The following is a 25,764-nucleotide window of genomic DNA, read 5'->3' as shown; positions in this document are numbered from 1 at the left end:
CTAATTTTTTAACACCGTTTTATTAATTACGCCTTCTTTAGTTTGAAACTGAACAAAAAGCATCCCTCTGGCAAATGATGATACATTGATAATGGGCGACCAATTAGTTTTATACAATAGTTGACCTAGTGCATTAGATATTCGAACCTCATTTACCTCAACCTTTTCAGGTTTTACAACATAAAACTCATTAGTTGATGGATTTGGGTAAATAATGAATTTTGATTGAACGTCTATTTGATTAAACCCTAACGAAACACTGTTATTTTTTGAAATTAAATCGGATTCTGGGTCAAATTGAATAGAAGCCACTGTAAAATTAACCGAACTTAAAAAATCTTCATTATTAACGGTGTTGTTAAGCGTGATATCTAGCGTTTCACCTAAAGTTCCTATGAGTCGCAAGGGCAATGGAGCTTCAAAAAAGGTTACGGATGCATCACTTTGTGTTTGTGAAATATTAATTGATACTTGATTAGATGCTGGTTGATTCCACTTTACTGTGTACGACGGATGCCCTTGATTATACAGCCAATCGTTAAAAAACTCAGCTAAATTTTCACCACTTGCAGCTTCCATAATACTTATAAAATCTGGCGTTTTGGCATAAGCATATGCATGGTTTGGATTGTTTAAATAGTTTTTTACCCCTTGAAAAAAGTTAACATCACCCAATTTTTTCCTTAGCATATGCAATACCATCGCGCCTTTGTTGTAGGTTAATCGACCATTAAAAATTCTATTTACATTTGTTGTATCGGCATCTGTTAAATACACCGCTCCGTTAGTTTCTGATGTAATAGATGTGTTTCGTTCTTGTTTCCAAGTTGTAAAAGAGGTATTGCCATCAAGATTTTCAATAGTTAGCCCCGACAGATAAGTAGCAAACCCTTCATTCAACCAAATATCTTTCCAACTACCGCAAGTAATTTTATCTCCAAACCATTGATGTGCTAATTCATGAGCTATTAAATTTCGGTCAAAACGCCCCATAAAAGAGACCGTTGTATGTTCCATTCCTCCACCCCAACCAAATTGAGCATGTCCATATTTTTCGTTTGCAAATGGGTATTCTTCAAACAAATTAGTAAATAGGTTCATAATATCTACCGTTACGGGTGTGTTGGCTTGCGCATAACTTAGGCTTTCAGGATACACATAATTCACAATATCAAAAGGGCTACCGTTATTTGGCACGGAATGCGAATACACTTCATAATTGGTTACGGCTATTGCTATTAAATAAGCTGGAATTGGGTATCGATGCTTAAAATGTGTGGTTTTATTGCTTCCGTTAATTATTTGACTTTGTTCTAAACCATTTGAAACAGCAACATACACTTCGTTTGAAGGATTCAACTGAGGCGTGGTAATAAATACATCCAATGAATCTGCCTTATCATTCAAATCTTGTTTACATGGCCACCAACCTTTGGCACCATAAGGCTCCGAAAGCGTCCAGATTATGGGATCGCCATCATGTTGGTTTTGTTCAAAAGAGCCAAAACCTGAACTTACCGGATTTCCAGAATAGCTTATGGTTAACGAATCCAAAACACCTGCATTTTGAATTGTTGGCAATGCAATAACCAATTCGTCATCGCTGTTTTGTGTAAAGGAAAGCGAGCTACCACGTTGTGTTACTTGCGAAACAGTCATGTTATTTGCCAAATCGAAAGTAATTTGGTTTAAGTTTGTTTTAGCTTCAAAATACGTTGTTACATCTCCCGAAATAAACGCTACCGAAGGATTTAAACCAAACTCTAAACGGTGGTATTTTATATCGTAACCTCCTGTATTTAAGTTGACTCTTTGAAGCATTTTTTTCATGGCAGATCTAGCTTCAGCAACTCTAATAGACTTTAATGTTTCATTAAAATCTTGTCCAAAAAAAGGGAATGAAAATAAACAGAATATAAATAACAGCCATATTTTCATTTTTATAATTTTTTTAAAGCATTTAAGTAGTGTTAAAAATACCAATTTATTATTTATGTGTCGTATTTTTGCCACCTATACTTACTAAAGCCTTAAATTATAATTAAATGCTTTCTTTTTTTAAAGACTATAAAACCTTTGGAATTGTATTTTTGATTTTATCTATCATTATCGTTTCCATTATTTACAATACTTTAAATGTGTATCAACCACTCCCTATATACCAACCTGCCATGGTAAGTACTGAGTTGGTGGATAGCACGATTCAATACCAAAAAAAATATCATAAAATAGCCAATTTTAAACTTATCAATCAAAACGGAAAGACCATTACCCAAAATGATTACAAGGATAAAATTTACATTGCCGATTTCTTTTTTACTACATGCCAAAGTATTTGCCCAATTATGACTACCCATATGGCGCAAATACAAGATAAAATTAAGAATGATGATGAAGTAATGCTATTATCACATAGCGTAACTCCTGAAATTGATACCGTAGCACAACTAAAGCGTTATGCTTTGGAAAAAGGTGTGATTGATGCCAAATGGAATTTAGTTACTGGCGATAAAAAACAAATTTATGAATTGGCAAGAAAAAGCTATTTAGCAGTTAAAGATTTTGGCGATGGCGGTCCGTTTGATATGATACATACCGAAAATTTTATGCTTATTGATAAAAAATGCCAAATTAGAGGGTTTTATGACGGTACTAATGTTGGCGATATTGATAAGTTACTGGAAGATATTGAAATTCTTAAAAAGGAAAAGTAGGTTTTTTTGTTTAGTTGTTAGTTGTTAAGTCTGTTTACAACGTAACAACAAACAACTAATTTTATTAAATAGAAACTTACAAAAAACGCTAACAGCAAATGCAACTTTTTTACTTTGGAACTTTGCCTCTTTGAAACTTTGCTACTCTAAAACTTTTCCCTTACTTTTGCTTCTTTAAAATCAATCTAAATAAGTTTGCAAAATACATTAGCTGAATTAAAACGAGGAGAACGCGCCATTATCATAGACGTTTCTTCCATCCACATTCCTTTAAAACTTTTAGAAATGGGCTGTTTACCCGGTAATTTGGTTGAACTTGTTCAGTTGGCTCCATTTAAAGATCCTATGTATTTAAATATTAATGGCACCCATTTAGCGATTAGAAAAGAAACAGCTACTCATATCATAATTGAAAAAGAAATATGAGTAAACAAATAAATGTTGCCTTAATAGGAAACCCAAATACAGGCAAAACCTCTGTTTTCAACGCACTTACTGGTTTAAACCAAAAAGTGGGGAATTATCCTGGTATTACTGTTGAGAAAAAAGAAGGAATTTGTAAGTTACCTCGTGGTGTTAAGGCACATATTATAGATTTACCCGGGACGTATAGTTTAAATGCATCTTCGCTTGATGAAAATGTTGTTATTGAATTGCTTTTAAATAAAAACGATAAGGATTTTCCAGATATTGCCGTTGTAGTAACCGATGTTGAAAATTTAAAACGCAATCTGTTACTTTTTACACAAATTAAAGATTTAGAAATTCCAACCTTATTAGTTATTAATATGGCAGATAGAATGCGCTATAAAGGAATTTCTTTAGATATAGATTATTTAGAATTACAACTTCAAACAAAAATAGCCTTAATTAGCACCAGAAAAAATGAAGGCATTGATAATTTAAAACAGCTTATTGCTAACTACAAAGAAGTTTCTATTACACCATGTATTAATGCTTCAGACATTGATAAAGAATACTTTGATAATTTACAAAAAGCGTTTCCAAATCAGCTATTATATAAATTATGGCTTGTAATAACCCAAGATGTAAATTTTGGGAAAACGGATAGAAAAGAAATTGATGCTGTTGCCAATTTTAAAACTAAAAGTAAAGCCGATTTAAAACGATTACAGCAAAAAGAGACCATAAAACGTTATCAGTTTATAAACAATGTACTTAAAGAGGGACAAACAATTGATGTATCGCAAGCCAAAGACTTACGTTCAAAATTGGATCGTGTCTTAACCCATAAAGTTTGGGGCTATGTTATTTTCTTTGTTATTTTATTAACCATTTTTCAAGCTATTTACGATTGGTCTAGTGTCCCAATGGACTTTATAGATAGTGCTTTTGCTTCTTTAAGCGAATGGACAAAAACCCAATTGCCACAAGGGGCTTTTACTAGTTTATTAGCCGAAGGTATTATTCCGGGTCTTGGTGGTATTGTTATTTTCATTCCTCAGATTGCTTTTTTATTCCTGTTTATTTCGGTGCTTGAGGAAAGTGGCTATATGAGCAGGGTGGTGTTTTTAATGGATAGGGTGATGCGCCGTTTTGGGTTGAGCGGAAAAAGTGTGGTGCCTTTAATTTCTGGTACTGCCTGTGCTATTCCCGCTATTATGGCAACTAGAAATATTGAAAGTTGGAAAGAACGTTTAATAACTATTTTGGTAACCCCTTTTACAACCTGTTCTGCTAGATTACCTGTGTATTTAATCATAATAGCATTAATCATTCCCGAAGGGCGCTTTTTAGGATTAGGCTATCAAGCTTTAACCCTTATGCTTTTATATTTTATTGGGTTTGCCATAGCTGTTCTTTCTGCCTATATTTTAAACAAGGTCTTGAAAATAAGAAGCAAAACTTTTTTTGTGGTTGAAATGCCTAACTATAAGCTACCCATGTTTAAAAATGTGGCACTAACAGTGTTAGAAAAAACTAAATCATTTGTATTTGGTGCAGGAAAAATTATTCTAGCTATTTCAATTATTTTATGGTTTTTAGCATCATATGGTCCTGGTGATGATTTTAATAATGCTGAAACAATTATTAAAACCGAATATGCATCACAACAATTATCAGAAGATGAAATAAGCCAACATATTGCTTCGTACAAATTAGAGCATTCATACATAGGTATTACAGGTCGTGCAATTGAACCTGCAATTAGACCGTTGGGTTACGACTGGAAAATAGGCATTGCCATAGTAAGTAGTTTTGCTGCCCGTGAGGTATTTGTTGGAACACTTGCCACTATTTATAGTGTTGGAAATGACGATGAAGCCACCATAAAAAATAGAATGGCCGCCGAAGTGAATCCCATTCTTGGAGGCCCTTTATTTAATTTTGCATCAGGTATTTCATTACTACTTTTTTATGCATTTGCTATGCAATGCATGAGTACACTGGCTATTGTTAAAAAAGAAACCAATAGCTGGAAATGGCCCACATTGCAGTTATTCATAATGAGTGGCTTTGCATACATTGTTGCATTAATAGCCTATCAATTTTTGAAATAACAAATTCCTGCAAAAACAGGAATCTTTTGAAATGAAACTTAAGCAACCTCGACAAACCAAACATGAACACCATCATTCAAAATATATTAGTTTTTACGGCAATTGGATTTGCCCTAATCTTTTTGATTAAAAAATTTGTTTTGAAAAAATCGAAATCCAAAAAATCTTGTGGTGACGGTGATGGCTGTGGTTGCCATTAAATTCAATTCCTTCTCTAAAAAATTTATTTATACTTTTTTCACAAACAAATTACTAGCTACAGTTTGAGATATACTCATTGAAGTATCTCCAATTTTAATAACCATCGAATCATCAAAATCTTCTCTTGACAAAATTGTAATTTCTGAGCCCAGTGCTATTTTTTGTTTATCTAAATATTTTAAAAAAATAGAGGATGTGTCTTTTACACCCACACAAACTCCTTTAGTGTTATTTTCTAAATTAAAAAGTAATATTTTATCTGTTTTTTCTATATCTCCAAATTTATCTGGAATGGGATCACCATGAGGGTCATGTGTAGGGTAATCAAGTAATTTATCCAATTCATTAATAAGTTTCTCAGATTTTATATGCTCAAGTTGTTCTGCAATCTCATGTACTTCATCCCAAAAAAAATTAAGTTTTTCAACTAAAAAAACTTCCCACAAGCGGTGTTTTCTAACTATTTCGGCAGCAGTTTTTTTTCCTTTTATAGATAGATTTACTCCTTGATACTTTTTATAGTTAACATACCCCTTTTCAGCCAACTTCTTCATCATATCTGTAACCGATGATGCTTTAGTCTCTAATGCATCTGCAATACTATTTGTACTTACAGTCTGGATCCCATATTTTCCTAATTGATATATGGTTTTTATATAGTTTTCTTCAGTTAGGGTAATCATAAATATCTAATTAAACCGTAAATATAGTTTATTATTATTTTAAATTTTATTTTTAGATTAATCTAAATTATTATTTATATTTGCAAAAAATTAATTTATGAAATATGTTTTTTTATTTTTAAGCACTCTCTCAATAACATTAAATGCACAACAAATAACAGGACATGTATTTTCTGATGGTGAGCCATTACCTTATGTTAATGTTTACCTTAAGGGCACATCCAAGGGCACTACAACAGATGAAAACGGATTTTACAAAATTAATGCTGTTGAAACTGGAAACTATACCCTTTTAGCGTCTTTTACGGGATTTCAAACCCAAAGAAAAAACATAACTGTTCCATCAAATTCAGTAATAAACTTCGATTTATTAGAATCTGAATTGCTTGAAGAAGTAGTCGTTACCGGCACCCTAAAAGCAGTTTCTCGATTGGAAAGCCCAGTGCCAGTTGAAGTATATGCTCCTGTCTTTTTTAAAAAAAATCCAACACCAAATATTTTTGAAGCTCTGCAAAACGTTAATGGAGTTCGTCCTCAAATTAATTGTAATGTGTGCAATACGGGAGATATTCATATTAACGGTCTAGAAGGCCCATACACACTTGTTCTTATTGATGGAATGCCTATAGTAAGTGGTTTATCAACGGTTTATGGATTATCTGGAATTCCTAACTCGTTAATAGAACAAATTGAAATAGTAAAAGGTCCTGCATCTTCACTTTATGGGAGTGAAGCTGTTGGAGGCCTCATAAATATAATTACCAAACGTCCAGAAAACGCACCGCTTTTCTTTGCTGATAGTTATACGACAGGATGGGGAGAAGTAAATCTGGATTTGGGTTTTAAAGCCAAAGTAGGCTCAAAAGCAAATCTTCTTACAGGCATCAATTATTTTAATTATAGCAACCCAATTGATAACAACAATGACAATTTTACTGATCTAACGCTTCAAAATAGAATTTCCTTGTTTCAAAAGTGGGATTTTAACCGATCAAACCAAAGAGCTTTATCTATTGCTGGACGATACTTTTATGAAGATCGTTGGGGTGGAGAAATGCAGTGGAACCCATCATTTAGAGGTGGAGATGAAATTTATGGAGAAAGTATTTACACATCACGTTTTGAAATTTTAGGAAAATATCAACTGCCAATTGATGAAAAAGTATTATTTCAGTTTTCATATACAGATCATGACCAAAACTCGGTATACGGCAATGTACCCTATATGGCTCAACAGCGTATTGGTTTTGGTCAATTTACATGGGATAAAACCTTGAAAAATCATGATCTTTTATTGGGAACGGCATTGCGTTATAATTTTTACAATGACAATACTCCTGCTACTTTAGTAGCAGACAATGTTGTAATTCCCTCTGTGTTTTTACAAGATGAAATAAAATTTAACAACAAACATACGATGTTGCTAGGAACACGATATGATTTTGACAAAAGGCATGGCAATATATTCACCCCCAGAATAGCATACAAATTTAAACCCACAGCAAATGATATATTTAGATTAAATGCAGGAACAGGTTTTAGGGTTGTTAATATCTTTACAGAAGAACATGCTGCATTAACAGGAGCTAGAGACGTTATAATTGCAGAAGCATTAAAGCCCGAGCGTTCTTATAATGTTAATATTAATTACCTAAAAAAGTTTTATACTAAAAGTGGTATGATAATGGGGTTAGACGTTTCCGCTTGGTATACGCATTTCACCAATTTAATTCTTCCAGATTACGACACCAATCCTAATGAAATAATATATGATAACCTAAATGGAAAAGCTGTTACAAAAGGCATAAGCGTTAATTATGATGCAATTATTACAAGTGGTATAAAAATACTAATTGGCGGAACTTATCAGGACGTATCTCAAACAGAAAATAATATCACAAAACGACAAATTTTAACGGAACGCTTTACTGGAACTTGGGCGGCATCCTATAAAAATTATAAATACCATTTAACTTTAGATTACACAGGTAATATTTATGGCCCTATGCGTTTACCCTTACTAGGGGAACTAGACCCACGACAAGAAAATTCTCCTGTTTGGAGTATACAAAATATTCAATTAACCTTTGATGGTTTAAATAATTTAGAAATATATGGCGGTGTTAAAAACTTGCTAAATTGGACACCTAATAAAGGAAACCCTTTTATTATTGCAAGAGCAAATGATCCTTTTGATAAGGACGTTACATTTGATAATGATGGAAATGCTATTGCAACAGCAGATAATCCACATGCACTTACGTTCGATCCGTCTTATGTATATGCTCCAAATCAGGGAGTACGCTTATTTTTTGGATTACGTTATTCTCTTAAATAATAATTCTCCAAATTTGTGCTACTAAAAAGGTAACGATAAAACCTAAAATTACGGGCATTACCGAAGCAAAAGCAGTCCATTTAGCACTTTTAGTTTCTTTATATATGGTGTAAATAGTGGTACTACACGGGTTATGTAATAAGCTAAAAAGCATTAGGTTAATAGCTGTTAATAGCGTCCAACCTCCAGCTCTTAAAATATCGCCGGTAGCATTAACAGAATCAAGTTCGAACATAACGCCGGCGCCGGCGCCTCCAGCCATTCCTGTGACTGAAACAGTAAGCATTAATATGGTAGGGATTACTATTTCATTAGCTGGAATCGCTACGATATATGCTAACAGAATAACACCATTTAAACCTAAAAGAAACCCAAAACCATCTAAAGAATGTATGGTCCAAGCAGCCACACTTTCGTTACCAACATAAATATTAGAAATAAGCCAAATTACGGCTCCTGCTGGTGCTGCAAATACGATGGCTCTCCATAAAACTATCATCGTTCTGTCAATTAACGACGTATATAAAGTTTTCCAAAAACGGGGTGGCCTATACGGAGGCAATTCCAAATTAAAGGTTGAAACCTGCCCTTTTAATACTGTTTTTGATAATGCCCACGATACACCAAACATAAAAGCCATACCTAAAACCGCAATGCCAATAACCGCCAATAACGAAATTAAGCTAGAAAATGCAGATGGCACCACAGCTCCAATAAAAATAGTTGCAATTAAAATTTGAGTAGGCCAACGCCCATTACAAAGCGAAAAGTTATTGGTAATAATGGCAATTAAGCGTTCTCTAGGGCTATCTATAATACGGGTTGCCACAACACCTGCGGCATTACAGCCAAAACCCATGGTCATGGTTAGGGCTTGTTTACCATGTGCACCTGATTTTTTAAATAGGCTATCCAAATTAAAAGCCACACGTGGTAAATAGCCAAAATCTTCCAAAAGCGTAAACATGGGAAAAAATATCGCCATGGGTGGCAACATAACTGCAATAACCCAAGCTACAGCTAAATACACACCGTCTATTAAAAAGCCATCAAGCCACCAGGGCATATTGATTGCTAATGCGCCACTTTTTAACATGGGATGAACGGTATCTAACAATAGCTCTGCCAATAATGATGATGGGTAATTGGCACCAATAATTGTTAACCAAAGCACGGTGGCTAAGATTAAAAACATAATAGGAAACCCAAAGGTTTTACTGGTTACAATTTTGTCGATTTGCCTATCTAACCGGAAACGTTTTTTTGAATTATCAACCTGCACGGTGTCTGCAACTATTTGAGCAGCATCCGCATAAATACCTTCGGTTAAATTATCATGAAAATCGTCTCCAATTTGCCAACGCAATTCGTTAGATAATTCTATAATATGTTCTATTTTTTTATTTCCCATTTACTTAAAATTTCGCAAATCATTAATAACTAAATTTCTGCGATTGCTGTAATTTTGGATGCTAAACACCCATTAAGGTTAAACTAGTTCACCAGTTTGTAAAGCGTTAATAATTTGGGTATCCCCTTCCAATAATCTAAAGGCAATCCATCTGCTGTTTGGTATAGTTGGGAATTCTTTTTCAATTTCTATTGAAAGCGTTTTAACAGCATTTTCAATATTACTTGGTACATTTTTAATACGGTGTGGTTTACAAACAATATTCCCATTGGCAATTTCACTAATCGTATGTATTAACTCTGGGATACCTTTGCCAAATCTGGCACTTGTGCCAACCACAGGAATACCCAAATCACGCGACAAAGTTCTTTCATCAATAGTAATATGATTTCTTTTAGCTTCATCCATTAAATTCAAACATAGTACAGCTCTGTCTGTAATTTCTAAAATTTGAAGTACCAAATTTAAGTTACGTTCCAATCGATTCGCATCGGCAACTATAACAGTAACGTCGGGTTTTCCAAAAAGGATAAAATCTCTTGCTGCTGCTTCATCATCGGATGTAGAAAGTAATGAATATGTGCCTGGTAAATCTACCAATTTGAACTTTTGACTGTTATATTCAAAACCGCCTTCGGCTCTTGTAACCGTTTTTCCTGGCCAATTACCTGTATGTTGACGCAGTCCTGTCAATGCATTAAAAACGGTACTTTTTCCTGTATTCGGATTACCAGCCAATGCCACCACAAAATCTACATTTTTGGTATTTATCCCTAGTTTTTTTAAACCATCTGCATTAAAATGAGCACAGGTTTCGCAAGCACTTTTTACTTCAGTTTTCATCTGGTTATATTTATTTTTTCATTTGTCAAATGCAATTCGCAATTAATCATCTTCGTTAATTTCAAGAATTACAATAGCTCATTCCATATTTAATCTTTTTTAATAAGAATTTTTGCCGCTTGGTCTTTTCGTAAGGCAATTGAAGTTCCCTTAATTAAATAAGCGTTCGGTTCTCCTAACGGATTCGTTAAATCTATTTTTATATTGGCTCCTTTTACAAAACCTAAATCCAACAAGCGCCGTCTGCTTTCTCCCCTACTTTCTTTTGAAATACCTATTATTTTAGCTGTTTCAGCTTCTTTTAAATTTGATAACCTGGCAATATTATCTTCCATAACTATTTCTTTTTCAAAAGGTGCTACGGTTAAATTTGCAGCTACTATGGGCGCCAGTACAAACTCCTCTCCCTCCGATTGAAAAACGATCCGGGTTGAATTATTTTCAATGATACGTATAAGCGATCCTATATGAATATTTTCAGCCAAAATCTGCTTATAAATAATTTCCGGTTCATCTTCAATATGTGTAATTCTTCCAATAGTATTTACGGGCAATAAGGGTAATTCAACCCCATTAACTTTTGCCATTTTACCCGTTTTTGTTGGGATAGGATCGCCATGTGGATCAAACTTTGGGTTTCCTAAATGGGCCGCCAAAGTATTGGTTTCATCATGACTTAATTTATGTTCCATCATTTCAGCTCTATCATGCCATTCTTCTTTACTAAATCCTGTTTTATCAGCTAAATAACGCTCCCAAAGCCTATGAATACGTACTATTCGAAGTGCATAATCTCTGCCTGCATTGGTTAATTTTAAAACATCCGATTCAAAATATATTAAATCATTAATGGTCATTTTTTTTAGGACTTCAATAATTTGATTGTTATTGAATTTTAGCACTTGAACCAATGTTTTTGTATCCACTTTATTACCAGAGTTTTCAAAGTGATACAATTGTTTTAAAATGTCTTCAATAACTACTTTTTCGTTGCTTTTAAAGTTGTTTTTTATAATCCAAAACCAACCTTTAATAGGCCTAAACAACACATATAAAATACCAACTGTTATAAAAAACAAAACAAGTGCGTATGTAGGGTTGTAATTCATTTTATTGATTTAAGTATAAATTTTTGGCAACTTCTTTTGAAATGATAATTTGCTTGTTTTTAGTTTGAATGGTTACCGAATCATCAAAAGGTTCAAACTCTAAGATTTTGATGACATCACCCAAAGCCAAATTGTTTTTGTTTAAATATTTTAAAAACACATCCGATGAGTCTTTAACAAGAGTTAAAACCCCTTCACTTCCAGTTTCCATTTCTAGCACATTAACACTTTTGATAGGGGCATAATTACCGTCTTTATCAGGAATGGGGTCTCCATGAGGGTCGTGAGTTGGAAATCCTAAAAAAGCATCCAATTCGTTTACCAATTTTAAAGATTTAATGTGCTCTAACTGTTCTGCCACATCATGCACTTCATCCCAAGAAAAATTGAGTTTTTCTACTAGAAACACTTCCCAAAGACGGTGTTTCCTAACTACCAAAGCTGCTGCCAAACGCCCGTTGTTAGTTAAACTTACTCCTTGATATTTAACATAATGAGCCAAACTTTTATCAGCTAATTTTTTTACCATATCGGTAACAGAAGATGCCTTAGATTCAATCTTTTCAGCTATAGCATTCGTGCTTACAGCTTCTTCACCTTGCCTACCCAAATGATAAATGGCTTTTAAATAATTTTCTTCAGATAATGTGGTCATACTATAGCTTTAGACTACAAATATAATAAATTTTACTTAAAAGTAAATATATTTTTAGACAAGACTAAAAACAAAAATACGCTATATTTTATGTACTTTAGTTTTTAATAAAGTATTCCAATATTCACAGGAAGAAAAACTATGGCACAACACAACGAACTTGGTAAAAAAGGCGAACAATTAGCAGTCGATTTTCTGTTGAAAAACAACTACGAAATTATAGAGCGCAACTACCGCTTTGAGAAAGCTGAGGTTGACATCATTGCCCAAAAAGACACTATTTTAGCCATTGTAGAAGTAAAAACCCGCTCAAATGTCGATTTTGGAAACCCTCAAGATTTTGTAAAACCCGGGCAAATACAGCGTTTGGTAAAAGCGGTTGATGAATATGTAACTGTAAACGGATTAAATGTTGAAGTACGTTTTGATATTATTGCGATTGTAAAAGAAGGAAAAGCATTTAATATTGAACATTTAGAAAATGCTTTTTATCATTTTTAATTCCAGCTAAATCGAAGATTAGCGAATACATTAATTTAAAATAAGAAATAATGAGTAAAGCAGAAATAGAATGAAAAGAAGTTTAAAAACAACGGGGCAATATGACGGTGGCACTATTTACTTAAAACTGACTTTAATCCTTCAAAACCATCCGGTTTCTCAAGAATAATTTTGTTCTTATCAATTACAAAATAGGTTGGTGTTTCTGTTACACCATAATCATTTCCAATTTTATTATCCCATTTACCCAAACCAAGTACATGAATAAATTCTGGATAGCTTTTAATTTTTTCTTTCCATGCTTTATTGTCGTCTTCTAAGGCGATGGCGATAACTTTAAGTTTATCTTTAAAACGCGATTTAATAAATTTTTGTAACTGTGGAATTTCATCAAGGCAGTGCGAACAGGTACTGCTCCAAAAAACAAGGATATACTTTTCTGCACTATTTAATTCACTTAACTTTTTGGTTGTTTTCTGGCCGTCTTTTCCAGTAACAATAGAAAAATTGGGTGCTTTATGCCCAACAGATAGGTTACTGTAACGTGTTAAAGCATCAACAAGTTCATTGTCTTTTAAAAGCTTTGCAATCTCTAATAAATAGTTTTTTGAAATATGATTTGCAACGGGCTCTAATTTTAAATCTACCATTTCTTGCCACAAATCAACCAGTAAAATACGCTTAATGCTAGCTGGGATAGTTTTTATAACATGCCAAAACACATCAATATTGTTTTTGTAATTGGCAATATTGTCTTTACCCTCAGCCGATATACCAAACACATAATTAAGCATGCGTTCCTGTAAAAAACTAGAGCTTTGCAGTGTTTTATTATTAAAATCTATGTTGTCAAAATAATGGGTTTTTAAATTCTTAGCATAGGTTTTAACATCTTCATACTTTTTAGGTATATAAGGTTTATTAGCTTTTATAAAATGTAATGCAATAGTATTTTCAGCCTGTTTTTCGTAACGAATTTGCGCTTCTCGTTGTGTTCTAAAAATAGTTTTTAACGCCAAAGTGTCTTTCCTGTTTTCTCTAAAATAATTACTGATACTTTGGGTTATAGCAGACATGCTACTTGTATAAGATGCCAATAATTTATTTTCAACGGAAGACTTAAACAAAATACCAGTTTCAGTATTAAAAGTAAGCGCAACATCTTCTTTTCCGTTATAAATAACATCAAAATTAAAGTCTTCTTGAGGAACCGCATAAACCACCCGGTATATACCCGTTGTAGCTGAAGCGTCTAATTGAAACAGAAAACTCCCGTCTTTTTGAACTTCGGCATTAGCAATATATTCAGATACGGTTGGTGTTACCTTATATAATAAAACTACCTTATAATCTTTTGCTGGAGAGAACACACCTTTTATAGCATGTTGTGCTAAAAGTATATTAGGCAATAGTATTAATAAAGCAACAATTCTAAATAACATGATTTTTTAAGTTTCAAGGTTTCAGAGCTTCAAAGATTCAAAGCTTTGAGGTTTCATTTATTTAAACACAATAATTACACCATGATAGGTTGTAATACATTTAAGGCTTGTTTTACTGATTTAATATTTTCAAAAGTTAGCATGAGACGCAACCCGTTTCGGGTTTGTTTCTCTTTCATTTTACAGGTATTTGAGTTTGATTGCACAAACTGTAATACACGTGTAAAGTTACTACTTTGGTAAAAACTACTTTGTTGGTCATTTATAAAATATCCGATTAGTTTCCCTTGCTTCATTACTATTTTCTCAAACCCTGCTTTAGTAGCAATCCATTTTATTTGAACACTATTAAGTAAATCGGCTACTTGTTTTGGTAATTCTCCAAAACGGTCTATTAATTCTGCTTCAAACTTTTGTAATTCTGCTTCGGTTTTTACGTCATTAAGTTTTGTATATAAACTTAAACGTTCTGCAATGTTATTTACGTAATCATCTGGAAATAGCAATTCAAAATCCGAATCAATGGTAACGTCTTTTACATATACTTTTTCAATAGCATTGTCTTCATATAAATCTTTAAACTCGTTTTCTTTAAGTTCTTCAATGGCTTCATTTAATATTTTTTGATAGGTATCGAAACCAATTTCATTTATAAAACCACTTTGTTCACCCCCTAATAAATCGCCAGCACCACGAATTTCTAAATCTTTCATTGCGATATTAAAACCACTACCTAATTCTGTAAACTGTTCTAGAGCGGTGATACGTTTTCGGGCATCATCGGTCATTGCCGAATATTCTGGGGTGATGAAATAACAAAATGCCTTTTTATTGCTTCGCCCAACACGACCACGCATTTGATGCAAATCACTCAATCCAAAATTATTGGCGTTGTTAATAAAAATGGTGTTGGCATTGGGTACGTCCAAGCCACTTTCAACAATGGTGGTACTAACCAATACATCAAAAGCACCATTCATAAAAGACAGCATGAGTTCTTCTAACTTTTTACCATCCAATTGCCCGTGTCCAACACCAACTTTGGCATCGGGCACCAAACGCTGAATTAAACCTGCAACTTCTTTAATGTTTTCAATACGATTATGAATGAAGAAAATTTGTCCGCCACGTTCAATTTCATAACTTACTGCATCACGAATGGTTTCTTCACTAAAACGAATGACATGACTTTCAATAGGGTAGCGGTTTGGTGGTGGTGTGGTAATAACCGATAAATCGCGCGCCGCCATCAAGCTAAACTGAAGTGTTCTGGGTATGGGCGTTGCCGTTAAAGTCAACACATCCACATTATCTTTTAAAGTTTTCAGTTTCTCTTTTACTGCGACACCGAATTTTTGCTCCTCATCTACAATAAGCAAACCTAAATCTTTAAATTTTACAGATTTATTTACCAATTGATGCGTACCAATAATAATATCGACTTTACCGTTTTCTAAATTTTCGAGGGTTTCACGTTTTTCTGTGGCGGTTCTAAAGCGATTTACATAATCTACCGTTACCGGGAAATCTTTTAAACGTTCAGCGAAGGTTCTGGAATGTTGATATGCCAAAATCGTAGTTGGCACTAAAACGGCGACCTGTTTACCATTATCTACCGCTTTAAATGCAGCTCGAATAGCAACCTCCGTTTTACCAAAACCTACGTCACCACAAACGAGTCTATCCATGGGGCGTTCACTTTCCATATCGGCTTTAATATCGGCAGTTGCGGTACTTTGGTCGGGTGTATCTTCATAAATAAAAGAGGCTTCCAACTCGTGTTGCATATAGCTATCGGGGTTGTATTGATAGCCTTTTTCTGTTTTACGTTTAGCGTAAAGTTTTATAAGATTAAAAGCAATATGTTTAACCCTAGTTTTTGTTTTCTCTTTAAGGGTTTTCCATGCGGTACTACCAAGTTTGTAAATTTTTGGTGGCTTACCGTCTTTACCATTAAACTTGGTGATTTTATGAAGGGAATGAATGCTTAAATACAGCACATCGCGCTCACCATAAACCAATTTAATGGCTTCTTGTTTTTTACCTTCAACATCAATTTTTTGAAGTCCGCCAAAACGCCCAATACCATGGTCGATATGCGTAACATAATCACCAATATCTAAATTGGTAAGCTCTTTTAAAGTGATGGCTTGCTTTTTTGCATAGCCATTTTTCACATGAAACTTATGGTAACGTTCAAAAATTTGGTGGTCGGTATAGCAAACAATTTGGTTGTCGTGGTCTATAAACCCTTGATGTAAGGAAAGCACAATGGTTTTATAAGGCTTCACTTCTAGATGCGAATCATCAAAAATATCGTGAAATCGTTTAGCTTGCTGTTCACTAACGCAGGCTATATAATTGGTATATCCTTTATCGTAATTGGTATTTAAATCTTCAATTAACAAATCGAATTGTTTGTTAAAAGATGGTTGTGGGGTGGTATGAAATTCAATAACATGCAATGTCTCAACTGCGCTCGACATGACAGCAGAACTTCCAAATTCAACAATTGAAAAATCTAATAATTGCCTTTTTAATTGGGTTGAATTACAGAATAATTCTTCGGGTTGTGCATGTTTAATTTCTGAGGATAAAATTTTAAAAGCGTCTTCAGCTTTTGCATAGAAATCGTCTATTCTTGCAAAAAACAAATCGACATTTTTAAAACACACTACCGTTTTTTGCGCCATGTATTGCAAAAAACTTTGTCTGCTATCTTGCAGCAATTTATTAGCAACATTGGGGATGATGTTAATTTTTTTGATTTGCTCTATGGAAAGTTGTGTTTCCACATCAAACGTTCTAATACTATCAACCTCATCTCCAAAAAACTCGATACGATAAGGCTCATCGTTTGAAAACGAAAATACATCTACGATACCACCGCGTACTGAAAATTCACCAGGTTCGGTTACAAAATCAACACGTTTGAATTGGTATTCGAACAGTACTTCGTTTACAAAATCGATAGATAGTTTATCGTTTATTGATACTTTTAAGGTGTTTCGTTCCAGCTCTTTTCTGGTAACTACTTGCTCAAAAAGTGCATCGGGATACGTAACAATGATGGCTGGTTTTTTTCGGGAATTGATACGGTTTAAAACCTCGGATCGCAATAACACATTGGCGTTATCGGTTTCCTCAATTTGGTAAGGCCTGCGGTAACTACCTGGGTAAAACAACACATCTTTATCGCTACAAAGTTGTTCTAAATCGTTTAAATAAAAAGCAGCTTCTTCTTTGTCGTTAAAAACGAGTAAAAAAGGTAATTCATTTTGATTAAAAATACTCGATATTACAAATGAAAATGAGGAACCCGTAAGTCCTTTTAAATATGTTCTACTCTTGGTTTGGGCAATAGCATTTTTCAGATTTTGCGTTTGCAAAGTCTGTGTGTAGGTTTGAGAAAGGATCATTTTACTCACCTAATAATAGGGTTTTTAAAAGTGCAAAGATACTGTTTAGAATTATTTTTGAAATGATTTACCTTAAATTCGTCAATGTTTTTTTTTATTAACTTATTGGTTGATGCCCTGTTCGGTATTTGCATTAGCGATTGCAATGGAAATCCTTTTTAAAATACAGACTCTTTTACCTTGGGTTTTTGGTGCATTTTAATTATTGCACACCCTGCATATTGAAAATGCCACATTTTAAAAAGATTGAAATGGAAAGCGTGACCACGCCTAAGGGGGAATGCACAAAAAAGGGTTTTAATAGATTTTTAAAAATGATTTTTATTGACTAACTTAGATAAAAGGAATTATTTTAATGTTTTTTTCACTTTGTCAAGTATAAAAAAAACGAAAAAAATATGTAGGTTTGCACACTTAAAACAAAAAAGATATGTCGTTTTCAGATTTATTTGATAGTGGATTTAAAAAGCGTAATGAAGATCATTTTGCAGCTATTGTACGTGTAGCGATGGATGATGGTGTTATTTCAGAGGAAGAAAAAGCTTTTTTAGACCGATTAGCTCGTAATTTAGATATTAGTGAAGGAGATTATAAAATAATTTTACAAGATTATAAATCGCATCCTATTAACCCGCCACACGATTACGAAAGACGTTTGGAACGTTTGTATGATTTGGCCCGTATGGTTTATGTAGACCATATTAAAGGCGATAATGAAGAAATTTTACTTAGAAAAATTAGTATTGGTTTAGGGTTTCATCCTGAAAATGTAAAATACGTTGTTGATAAAGCTTTAACTTTGGTAAGTAATGGTGTTGATTTAGACACTTTTATTGAAGAAATGAAAAACATGAACAAGTGATTCACACTTGTTTTTCCATATAAAATGCGAGCTAAAAGGTTCGCATTTTTTGTTTTTAAAATTTATTGTTTTTTAACAGGCTTTATTTATACATTTACACTTTGTAATTTTAATTAAAATGCTAAAGTTTAACAGTTTGCTTTTAACGCTTGCGTTAAGTTTATTCACCTTGTTTCTTTCCAAACCGGAAGGTGATTTAGCTTTAAAAAAAATTACGCCTACACATGAGGTTAAAATTGATCACTCTTTCAATGCCCTAGCCATCACTACCGATAATTCTTTTCAAGAATTAGTTCGTTTTGACAAGGAAAAAGAGCCAACCAAACCAAATCATTTTTACGCTAAAAACTTTTTAAATGAAACGGTTTATGAAAGTGATTTACACTATTTAAAGGTTTGCGATTTTCTAGATTTAAATTTAACCACACGAAGTATTATTTATCCATTTCATTCATTCTTGTAGCTATTAATTTTTTTATTGTATTTAACTAAAACAGCCATTAAAAAAGCTTAATGGTGAGTTTATCTATTCAGAAAAAATTAATTAAAAAAACATACAAGATGAAAACTTCATTAATAATTATTTCTACGCTTTTGGTTTTAAGCGTATTCGTTCCATTTATGCTATTTATTTATAATGGCGTAAAAAATACCGTTAGCATAAAAAAACAAGCCAATGCTTTAATAAAAAGCAAAGGATTGGTTTACGACCCTCAAGAGATTTGGCGCAAAAATTTCATTGGCATTACTAATAACAATACAATTTTAACATACATAAAATTTAGCTCAGAGAAACCCAGTGTTGTTAGCGATATTAACTTAAACGAAATTAAACAGTGCAGTATTATTAAAAACCATAATAATGGTGCGAATAAATCGCTGTTCTTAAAAAGTTTAGATTTGGAATTTGTTTACAAGTCATCGGCTCGACCCAACCTAATTATTGCCTTTTTTAATATTGATGATGATTTAACCGAAGATTTTGAATTACAACGTATTGAAAAATGGCACAAACTAATTGTTAATGCTATCTCAGTACAGCAGGCGTTGAAAATAGCTTCTTAAGTTTTTCTTGTTAAGCATGACAATTTTTATTTTAAACGACTCATCCATTAGTAAATAAAAAGTCTACAAGTTTTATAATTTTGAAAAATCACGTGTAACCTATAAGTCTTATTAACATGCTTTTCTCTGCTTTTTTTGTGCTACTAGGTTTTGTACTCTTAATTAAGGGAGCTGATTGGCTAGTAAATGGAGCATCTATTCTTGCCAAAAGGAACAATATTCCAGATTTAGCCATCGGATTAACGATTGTTGCTTTTGGCACTTCGGCTCCAGAGCTTATAGTGAATTCAGTGGCTTCTTATGAAAATCATTCTGATATAGTTTTGGGTAACATTATTGGAAGCAATAATTTCAATTTATTTATGATTTTAGGGCTTGTAGGCTTTATCTTTCCCATTACAGTGCAATCTTCAACTGTATGGAAAGAAATTCCCATTTCGCTTTTTGGCACATGTATATTACTTATTCTATCTAATGATTTCTTTTTAAGTGAAAGCCTTAAAATTACCAGATGGGATGGTTTCGTGTTATTTTCCCTATTTATTGGATTTCTTGCTTATATATACATGCAATTGAGCAAAGTAAAACCTGAAGAGCAAACTAAATACGTTCAAGAAATTTCAACATTAAAAATTTGGGCATTTATTTTAGTCGGTCTCACGGGTCTTGTATTAGGTGGCAAATTGGTTGTAGATAACGCTATTAGCATTGCCACAAATTTAGGTATAAGCGAAAAAGTTATTGGATTAACCATTATAGCTGCAGGCACATCTTTACCAGAATTAATAACTTCAGTAGTAGCTGCCGTAAAAAAGAACAGTGATATTGCCATAGGAAATATAATTGGCTCTAACATATTCAATATTTTTTTAATTCTCTCAATGAGTGCTTTTGTTAGACCAATTCAATATTCTAAGGCTTTTAATACAGATTTATATTTATTAATAGCTGGCACAATTTTTTTATTTATAGCTATGTTTACCGGAAAAATAAAAAAACTTGATAGATGGGAAGCAGCCATTTTGTTAATCACATTTATAATTTACACAAGTTATCTTATAAGTAATGAGGTTTGATTAATTTATTTATGCAACTTCAATTGAATACGCTTTCGCGGAATATCAACCTCCAATACTTTTACTATAATTTGCTGGTGAAGGCTTACATGCTCATTCACATCTGAAACAAAAGAATCGGACAAATTAGATACATGTATCAATCCACTTTCCTTAATTCCAACATCAACAAAACAACCAAAATTGGTAATGTTGTTTACAATCCCAGGAAGTAATTGCCCTTCGTGCAAATCGTTAATGGTTTTTATATTTTGATTAAAAGTAAATACTTTTGCTTGCTCTCGAATATCTAAACCCGGCTTTTCCAATTCGCTTACAATGTCTTGAAGTGTAGGCAAACCCACCGAATCGGTACAATATTTTTTTAAATCTATTTTTTGAAGTTGGTCTTTGTTTCCAATTAAATCGGACACATGCTTGCTTAAGTCTTTCGCCATTTTTTCAACAATGGTGTAACTTTCAGGATGCACTGCAGAATCGTCTAAGGGATTTATAGGGTCTTTAATTCTTAGAAAACCCGCTCCTTGCTCAAAAGCTTTTCCTCCTAACCGTGGCACTTTTTTAATATCGCTTCTAAAAGTAAATGCTCCATTTTCATCACGGAAAGCTACAATATTTTCTGCTAGTTTTGGTCCAATACCAGACACATAGCTTAACAAGCTTGTACTAGCTGTATTCAGGTTTACACCAACGGCATTTACACAACTTTCAACCACCACATCCAATTCTTTTTTAAGTTTGGTTTGATCCACGTCGTGTTGATACTGCCCTACACCAATAGATTTGGCATCAATTTTTACCAATTCTGCCAAGGGGTCTTGCAGCCTTCTACCAATAGACACCGAACCGCGCACAGTTACATCGTAATTAGGAAATTCATCGCGTGCAATTTTTGATGCCGAATAAATACTAGCACCGGCTTCGCTCACCACAAATACTTGCACATTGTTTTTAAAATGAATTCTTCTAATAACAGCTTCGGTTTCTCTTGATGCTGTGCCGTTTCCAATAGCAATCGCTTCAATTTGATATGCTTCAGTTAACGAACTTATTTTTTTCATCGCGCCAATTGTATCGCTTTTTGGTGGATGTGGATAGATGGTTTCATTATATAACAAACCACCTTGCGCATCTAGACACACAATTTTACAACCGGTTCTAAAACCAGGATCGATAGCGAGTACCCGTTTTTCTCCTAAAGGTGAGCCTAAAAGCAACTGTTTTAAATTTTTTGCAAATACTGAAATCGCAGCTTTATCGGCTTTTGCTTTTGTATTTTGCAACGCTTCGTTACTTAATGATGGTAGCAACAAGCGTTTATAAGCATCCTGAACAGCTAATTGAATTTGTTCTGAACACTCATTGTTTGAACGAATAATTCTGTCTTCAATTTTCATTATTGCTTTGTTATCATCAATATCAATTTTAAATTTTATAAACCCTTCGCTTTCACCTCTTAAAATGGCAAGCAATCTATGAGAAGGAATGCGACTTAAAGACTCTTCCCATTCAAAATAGTCTCTAAATTTTTGGGCGTTTTCATCGTCTTGTTTTGATTTTACCACTTTCGTGGAAATCATTGCAAAACGTTCCAATTGCTGGCGGAGGTTGTTCCGAATATCGGTACGCTCATTTATCCATTCCGAAATGATGTGGCGTGCGCCTTCTAAGGCATCTTCAACCGACTTTACTTCACCTTGTGCATATTTATATGCTACCGATTCTATATTGTTTACATTTTGACTCATTATAATTTTTGCCAATGGTTCCAAACCATTTTGTCTGGCAACTTCGGCTTTAGTTTTTCGGCTTTTCTTAAATGGTAGGTATAAATCTTCAAGAGTTGTTAAGTCTTGGGTCGTCTCCATTTTTTGTTTTAATTCTGGAGTTAAAACGTCTTGGTCTTCCAAAGCTTTTAAAATAGCCGTTTTTCGTTTTTCTAAAGCTTCAAATTGTTCTTTAAATTTTACAATATCGCCTATTTGAACTTCATCTAAATTACCTGTACGCTCTTTTCTATAACGAGAAATGAACGGAATGGTGCAGTCTTCATTTAATAATTCAACCGTGTTTTTAATAGAAACTTCAGAAAGTTGGGTGTGGGAAACTATGTAATTTAATAATGGATTCATTAAGTTAGTTTATATTAAATGAAAAATCTCGTTTTCAAATTAACATTGAAAACGAGATTTACACAAATTTATATAGATAAATAATTAATTTCCTGCTTGATTTTTTGCGTCTTGAATCATTTTCTCATTTGGCAAAATAGCTACGTTTACACGTCTGTTTTTAGCACGTCCTGCTGCTGTAGCATTGTCGTGAATTGGTTGAGTTTCACCAAACCAATTGGTTGTAAGTCTTCCGCTAGAAATACCTTTTTGGGTTAAATAATTGGTTACTGCATAAGCTCTATTTTTAGAAAGCGTCATGTTATAATCCTCAGCTCCTTGGCTATCGGTGTGCCCTACAACAAGCAAATTAGTATCTGGATACTCTTTAAAAACTGCAATTAGCTTATTCAAAGTGGTTTGTGATGCTGTATTAATATTGTATTTGGCAGTATCAAAATACACGCCACTGCCTTCATCAAAAGTTACTACAATACCATCATCAACACGCTCTACTTGTGCACCAGGTATTTCTTCTTCAATTTTTTGAGCCTGTTTATCCATTTTATTACCAATAAGTACTCCTGCAGTACCCCCAACAACACCGCCAATAACAGCACCTAATTCACCATTACCACCTTTGCCTACATTATTACCGATAATGGCTCCTAAAATAGCTCCGCCTGTAGCTCCAATTACCGCTCCTTTTTGTTTGTTATTTGCATTTTGAACTGCTTTACAGTTGGTTAAACTTAAAGTTAAAACGACTGTAAAAAGTAAAATTCCTGTTTTATTTATAATTGTTTTCATTTGATTAATTTTAGTACTTAGAAAAATTCATATTTATAGTAAGTGAGCTACCGCTTACATTTACGGTTTGTTGCCACTGCATGGCAGTATCTGAAAGTGCAGAAAGTTTTAATCTGAATCCTTGATTGGTATCCGATTTTTGTTTTTCGTTGGTAGGCTTAAGCAAAAAATCATACAAACCTGTTTCAGCGTCTACTTCTTGAATAGTGAATACAAAATGTCTTTCTCCTGTAGCACAACTAGCATCATTAATAGTATAAACCCCTGTGTTGTTATTAGGAATGAATTGCCATGTACTCCCTTCAAAACAAGCTTTAGAAGCATCGTTAAGCAAGGTGGTGTTAAAAGTTCCTGACTTATTATATGTAATTGAGTTTAATACCCAATCGCCTTTAATAACCTTTTTTGAAATCCTTACGGTTTTAGAAGCTCCGCAACTTAACAAACTTACTGCAACGAACAATATAATTAACTTTTTCATAAATTTTAAATTTAATAACAATACAAAGGTGCAACTCTATTTTTATATTTTTATTATAAAATTATCAATTTTGATTATAAAATTACCATTTATCGTAGCTTGTAGATTAGGGAACCTGTTTCAATAAACCTCTTAACTACTTAGCTAGTTTCACCATAAAAAAAATTAAATCTTAATCTATTTCGACTGCTTCAAAAATAGCCAAAGGTACCATTCTTGCTTTATTTAAAGTCATGGTATTTCCGTTAAGCGAATAGTTGTCTACGTTCTCTAAAACTTCCATAAATTGGCTTTCAACTTCCATATCAGCACATGCCATTAAAGTGGTTGCCATTTTAGACAGTTTTATTTGGTAGCCTTCTTTAAGTTGGTAAATCCCATTAAATTTATTACATCTCCCTTTCCCAAAAACCTCATTATCTTTAGAAGAAAATGTGACGAATGCGTTTTCACCCCTAACATCATTCGCCATCAGTGTTACTAATTTCCATTTAGTATTTTCGATGGAAACAGGTTCTTTTGTTATATTCATTTCGGGTGATTGGTCATTAGAATTTTTATGGGTCATTTTTTTAGAAGTATTACAACTTCTAAATAGCACAAGTATTGTAAAAACATCTAAGACAAATGATTTCATTATTTTTTTTAATTAATTTTTTTGAAAAAAGCAAAAAGCAGACCATTTTTGAAATGAAATCTGCTTTTATAAAATTGTTAAGATTGAGGTTTTTCTTAAGGAAACTAAGCCACTTTTTTAAGCAAATCGAAGCAAGGACATTTACCACAGCGCTTATTTTCACTTTTCTTATATTTTTCACAACAGCTACTTTTTACTTTACTTGGAAGTTTAATTCCAGCCTTTTCAAGTTTTTTAAGCGCCTTTTTTTGTTTCTTCTTACCCAAGAGACTTGTTTATAAATAAATGACCGGGCAAAAATAATTATTTTTATTGAATCTAAATAAAATTAATTGTTAAAATTATTGAGAACTTGTAGTTGATGCTGAATTTACTGTTAAGTTAACAATGTCTCTGTCAAACAAATACAAGCCACCTTTATCGTCGCCAATCAAGTTTATCTTATCTAAAATAGTACGCGCCATAGCTTCTTCTTCTATTTGTTCAGCAACATACCATTGTAAAAAGTTATGCGTTGAATAATCCTTTTCCTGTAGACTTATATGTACTAATTCGTTTATGCTGTCTGAAACAAAAACTTCGTGCTTATAAAGTTCTTCAAACATTTCTTTAAACGATTTGAAGGTTACGTTTGGTGCTGCAAGTGCTGAAACCTGTGCATGCCCACCACGTTCGTTAACATATTTTACCAATTTTAACATGTGATCGCGTTCTTCTTGAGATTGCTTGTACATAAAACCCGCAACACCTTCTAAACCTTTTACTTCTGCCCAACATGCCATTGCTAAATAAATTTGAGACGATTCCGCCTCTATTTTAATCTGACCGTTAAGTGTTTTTTCTATATTTTTTGATAACATAATTTTAGGTTTTTTGTAAAGTTA

General features: G+C 33.3%; 22 protein-coding genes. 9 read left to right on the top strand and 13 right to left on the bottom strand.

The window, feature by feature from the left end; all coding sequences use genetic code 11:
• Window positions 1–1,938: a M1 family metallopeptidase gene (locus tag VP395_RS09365; RefSeq protein WP_346241724.1), complete on the bottom strand. Its 1,938-nt coding sequence runs from the start codon at window positions 1,936–1,938 to the stop codon at window positions 1–3.
• A 107-nt stretch (window positions 1,939–2,045) separates the two neighbouring features.
• On the opposite strand from VP395_RS09365, the gene VP395_RS09360 reads away from it, so the two are divergent.
• The 3 genes from VP395_RS09360 to feoB all read left to right on the top strand — a co-directional run bounded on the left by VP395_RS09360 (window position 2,046) and on the right by feoB (window position 5,236).
• Entirely contained in the window at window positions 2,046–2,714 is a 669-nt protein-coding gene (locus tag VP395_RS09360; protein ID WP_346241723.1) for an SCO family protein, read from the top strand.
• Window positions 2,715–2,909: 195 nt separating this feature from the next.
• Window positions 2,910–3,140 carry a FeoA family protein gene (locus VP395_RS09355; protein ID WP_346241722.1) on the top strand — a complete coding sequence of 77 codons (231 nt, stop codon included), beginning with the start codon at window positions 2,910–2,912 and terminating at the stop codon, window positions 3,138–3,140.
• Window positions 3,137–5,236 (top strand): ferrous iron transport protein B, encoded by a 2,100-nt coding sequence (feoB, locus tag VP395_RS09350; RefSeq protein WP_346241721.1) that lies wholly within the window; start codon window positions 3,137–3,139, stop codon window positions 5,234–5,236. Before VP395_RS09355 ends, feoB begins: the two co-directional genes overlap by 4 nt.
• A 227-nt stretch (window positions 5,237–5,463) precedes the next feature.
• Here feoB and VP395_RS09345 read toward each other — a convergent pair whose 3' ends face one another.
• Window positions 5,464–6,117, bottom strand: coding sequence for a metal-dependent transcriptional regulator (locus tag VP395_RS09345; protein WP_346241795.1), 654 nt, complete (start codon window positions 6,115–6,117; stop codon window positions 5,464–5,466).
• Between the two features lie 100 nt (window positions 6,118–6,217).
• Here VP395_RS09345 and VP395_RS09340 point away from each other — a divergent pair, with 100 nt between their 5' ends.
• Window positions 6,218–8,458 carry a TonB-dependent receptor gene (locus tag VP395_RS09340; RefSeq protein WP_346241720.1) on the top strand — a complete coding sequence of 747 codons (2,241 nt, stop codon included), beginning with the start codon at window positions 6,218–6,220 and terminating at the stop codon, window positions 8,456–8,458.
• Here the strand turns inward: VP395_RS09340 and VP395_RS15825 are convergent.
• The 4 genes from VP395_RS15825 to VP395_RS09325 form a co-directional block, all read right to left on the bottom strand.
• Window positions 8,451–9,869 (bottom strand): nucleoside recognition domain-containing protein, encoded by a 1,419-nt coding sequence (locus VP395_RS15825; RefSeq protein WP_379884286.1) that lies wholly within the window; start codon window positions 9,867–9,869, stop codon window positions 8,451–8,453. The genes VP395_RS09340 and VP395_RS15825 overlap by 8 nt on opposite strands.
• 78 nt (window positions 9,870–9,947) lie before the next feature.
• A complete protein-coding gene (locus VP395_RS15820; protein ID WP_379884285.1) occupies window positions 9,948–10,712 on the bottom strand; it encodes a FeoB small GTPase domain-containing protein in 765 nt (254 codons plus the stop codon).
• Between the two features lie 89 nt (window positions 10,713–10,801).
• Window positions 10,802–11,821 carry a metal-dependent transcriptional regulator gene (locus VP395_RS09330; RefSeq protein ID WP_346241719.1) on the bottom strand — a complete coding sequence of 340 codons (1,020 nt, stop codon included), beginning with the start codon at window positions 11,819–11,821 and terminating at the stop codon, window positions 10,802–10,804.
• A 1-nt stretch (window position 11,822) separates the two neighbouring features.
• Window positions 11,823–12,476, bottom strand: coding sequence for a metal-dependent transcriptional regulator (locus VP395_RS09325; RefSeq protein WP_346241718.1), 654 nt, complete (start codon window positions 12,474–12,476; stop codon window positions 11,823–11,825).
• 141 nt (window positions 12,477–12,617) lie between these two features.
• Here VP395_RS09325 and VP395_RS09320 point away from each other — a divergent pair, with 141 nt between their 5' ends.
• A complete protein-coding gene (locus tag VP395_RS09320; RefSeq protein WP_346241717.1) occupies window positions 12,618–12,977 on the top strand; it encodes a YraN family protein in 360 nt (119 codons plus the stop codon).
• 113 nt (window positions 12,978–13,090) lie between these two features.
• On the opposite strand, the gene VP395_RS09315 is transcribed toward VP395_RS09320, so the two are convergent.
• A complete protein-coding gene (locus VP395_RS09315) occupies window positions 13,091–14,419 on the bottom strand; it encodes a TlpA disulfide reductase family protein (RefSeq protein ID WP_346241716.1) in 1,329 nt (442 codons plus the stop codon).
• A 74-nt stretch (window positions 14,420–14,493) separates the two neighbouring features.
• A complete protein-coding gene (mfd, locus tag VP395_RS09310; protein ID WP_346241715.1) occupies window positions 14,494–17,847 on the bottom strand; it encodes a transcription-repair coupling factor in 3,354 nt (1,117 codons plus the stop codon).
• 421 nt (window positions 17,848–18,268) lie between these two features.
• Between mfd and VP395_RS09305 the strand changes: the two genes are divergently transcribed.
• The 4 genes from VP395_RS09305 to VP395_RS09290 all read left to right on the top strand — a co-directional run bounded on the left by VP395_RS09305 (window position 18,269) and on the right by VP395_RS09290 (window position 20,841).
• Window positions 18,269–18,700, top strand: coding sequence for a tellurite resistance TerB family protein (locus VP395_RS09305; RefSeq protein ID WP_346241714.1), 432 nt, complete (start codon window positions 18,269–18,271; stop codon window positions 18,698–18,700).
• Window positions 18,701–18,818: 118 nt separating this feature from the next.
• Complete coding sequence (locus tag VP395_RS09300; RefSeq protein WP_346241713.1) at window positions 18,819–19,163, top strand: hypothetical protein; 345 nt, start codon at window positions 18,819–18,821, stop codon at window positions 19,161–19,163.
• 98 nt (window positions 19,164–19,261) lie between these two features.
• On the top strand, window positions 19,262–19,765 hold the full coding sequence (locus VP395_RS09295) for a hypothetical protein (protein ID WP_346241712.1): 504 nt from the start codon (window positions 19,262–19,264) through the stop codon (window positions 19,763–19,765).
• Between the two features lie 116 nt (window positions 19,766–19,881).
• Complete coding sequence (locus tag VP395_RS09290; RefSeq protein WP_346241711.1) at window positions 19,882–20,841, top strand: calcium/sodium antiporter; 960 nt, start codon at window positions 19,882–19,884, stop codon at window positions 20,839–20,841.
• Window positions 20,842–20,846: 5 nt separating this feature from the next.
• Here VP395_RS09290 and VP395_RS09285 read toward each other — a convergent pair whose 3' ends face one another.
• From VP395_RS09285 to VP395_RS09265, 5 genes are all read right to left on the bottom strand, one after another.
• Complete coding sequence (locus VP395_RS09285) at window positions 20,847–22,973, bottom strand: Tex family protein (protein WP_346241710.1); 2,127 nt, start codon at window positions 22,971–22,973, stop codon at window positions 20,847–20,849.
• Between the two features lie 84 nt (window positions 22,974–23,057).
• Complete coding sequence (locus VP395_RS09280) at window positions 23,058–23,762, bottom strand: YiaD family glycine zipper/OmpA-like lipoprotein (protein ID WP_346241709.1); 705 nt, start codon at window positions 23,760–23,762, stop codon at window positions 23,058–23,060.
• Window positions 23,763–23,772: 10 nt separating this feature from the next.
• Entirely contained in the window at window positions 23,773–24,243 is a 471-nt protein-coding gene (locus VP395_RS09275) for a lipocalin family protein (RefSeq protein ID WP_346241708.1), read from the bottom strand.
• 172 nt (window positions 24,244–24,415) lie between these two features.
• Window positions 24,416–24,880 carry an META domain-containing protein gene (locus VP395_RS09270; protein ID WP_346241707.1) on the bottom strand — a complete coding sequence of 155 codons (465 nt, stop codon included), beginning with the start codon at window positions 24,878–24,880 and terminating at the stop codon, window positions 24,416–24,418.
• 341 nt (window positions 24,881–25,221) lie between these two features.
• Window positions 25,222–25,740 (bottom strand): ferritin, encoded by a 519-nt coding sequence (locus tag VP395_RS09265; protein WP_346241706.1) that lies wholly within the window; start codon window positions 25,738–25,740, stop codon window positions 25,222–25,224.
• Between the last annotated feature and the right edge of the window lie 24 nt (window positions 25,741–25,764).

The organism is Mariniflexile soesokkakense, assembly GCF_039650365.1.
Lineage (GTDB): Bacteria > Bacteroidota > Bacteroidia > Flavobacteriales > Flavobacteriaceae > Mariniflexile > Mariniflexile soesokkakense.
Note: the sequence above shows the minus strand (reverse complement) of the source record. Positions and strands in the feature narration are given on the sequence as shown.

Excerpts from the sequence above, each read along its gene's own strand:
- VP395_RS09365 (WP_346241724.1), bottom strand. The coding sequence starts at position 1,938 with ATGAAAATATGGCTGTTATTTATATTCTGTTTATTTTCATTCCCTTTT.
- VP395_RS09360 (WP_346241723.1), top strand. The coding sequence starts at position 2,046 with ATGCTTTCTTTTTTTAAAGACTATAAAACCTTTGGAATTGTATTTTTG.
- feoB (WP_346241721.1), top strand. The coding sequence starts at position 3,137 with ATGAGTAAACAAATAAATGTTGCCTTAATAGGAAACCCAAATACAGGC.
- VP395_RS09340 (WP_346241720.1), top strand. The coding sequence starts at position 6,218 with ATGAAATATGTTTTTTTATTTTTAAGCACTCTCTCAATAACATTAAAT.
- VP395_RS15825 (WP_379884286.1), bottom strand. The coding sequence starts at position 9,869 with ATGGGAAATAAAAAAATAGAACATATTATAGAATTATCTAACGAATTG.
- VP395_RS15820 (WP_379884285.1), bottom strand. The coding sequence starts at position 10,712 with ATGAAAACTGAAGTAAAAAGTGCTTGCGAAACCTGTGCTCATTTTAAT.
- VP395_RS09330 (WP_346241719.1), bottom strand. The coding sequence starts at position 11,821 with ATGAATTACAACCCTACATACGCACTTGTTTTGTTTTTTATAACAGTT.
- VP395_RS09325 (WP_346241718.1), bottom strand. The coding sequence starts at position 12,476 with ATGACCACATTATCTGAAGAAAATTATTTAAAAGCCATTTATCATTTG.
- VP395_RS09320 (WP_346241717.1), top strand. The coding sequence starts at position 12,618 with ATGGCACAACACAACGAACTTGGTAAAAAAGGCGAACAATTAGCAGTC.
- VP395_RS09315 (WP_346241716.1), bottom strand. The coding sequence starts at position 14,419 with ATGTTATTTAGAATTGTTGCTTTATTAATACTATTGCCTAATATACTT.
- VP395_RS09305 (WP_346241714.1), top strand. The coding sequence starts at position 18,269 with ATGTCGTTTTCAGATTTATTTGATAGTGGATTTAAAAAGCGTAATGAA.
- VP395_RS09300 (WP_346241713.1), top strand. The coding sequence starts at position 18,819 with ATGCTAAAGTTTAACAGTTTGCTTTTAACGCTTGCGTTAAGTTTATTC.
- VP395_RS09295 (WP_346241712.1), top strand. The coding sequence starts at position 19,262 with ATGAAAACTTCATTAATAATTATTTCTACGCTTTTGGTTTTAAGCGTA.
- VP395_RS09290 (WP_346241711.1), top strand. The coding sequence starts at position 19,882 with ATGCTTTTCTCTGCTTTTTTTGTGCTACTAGGTTTTGTACTCTTAATT.
- VP395_RS09285 (WP_346241710.1), bottom strand. The coding sequence starts at position 22,973 with ATGAATCCATTATTAAATTACATAGTTTCCCACACCCAACTTTCTGAA.
- VP395_RS09280 (WP_346241709.1), bottom strand. The coding sequence starts at position 23,762 with ATGAAAACAATTATAAATAAAACAGGAATTTTACTTTTTACAGTCGTT.
- VP395_RS09275 (WP_346241708.1), bottom strand. The coding sequence starts at position 24,243 with ATGAAAAAGTTAATTATATTGTTCGTTGCAGTAAGTTTGTTAAGTTGC.
- VP395_RS09270 (WP_346241707.1), bottom strand. The coding sequence starts at position 24,880 with ATGAAATCATTTGTCTTAGATGTTTTTACAATACTTGTGCTATTTAGA.
- VP395_RS09265 (WP_346241706.1), bottom strand. The coding sequence starts at position 25,740 with ATGTTATCAAAAAATATAGAAAAAACACTTAACGGTCAGATTAAAATA.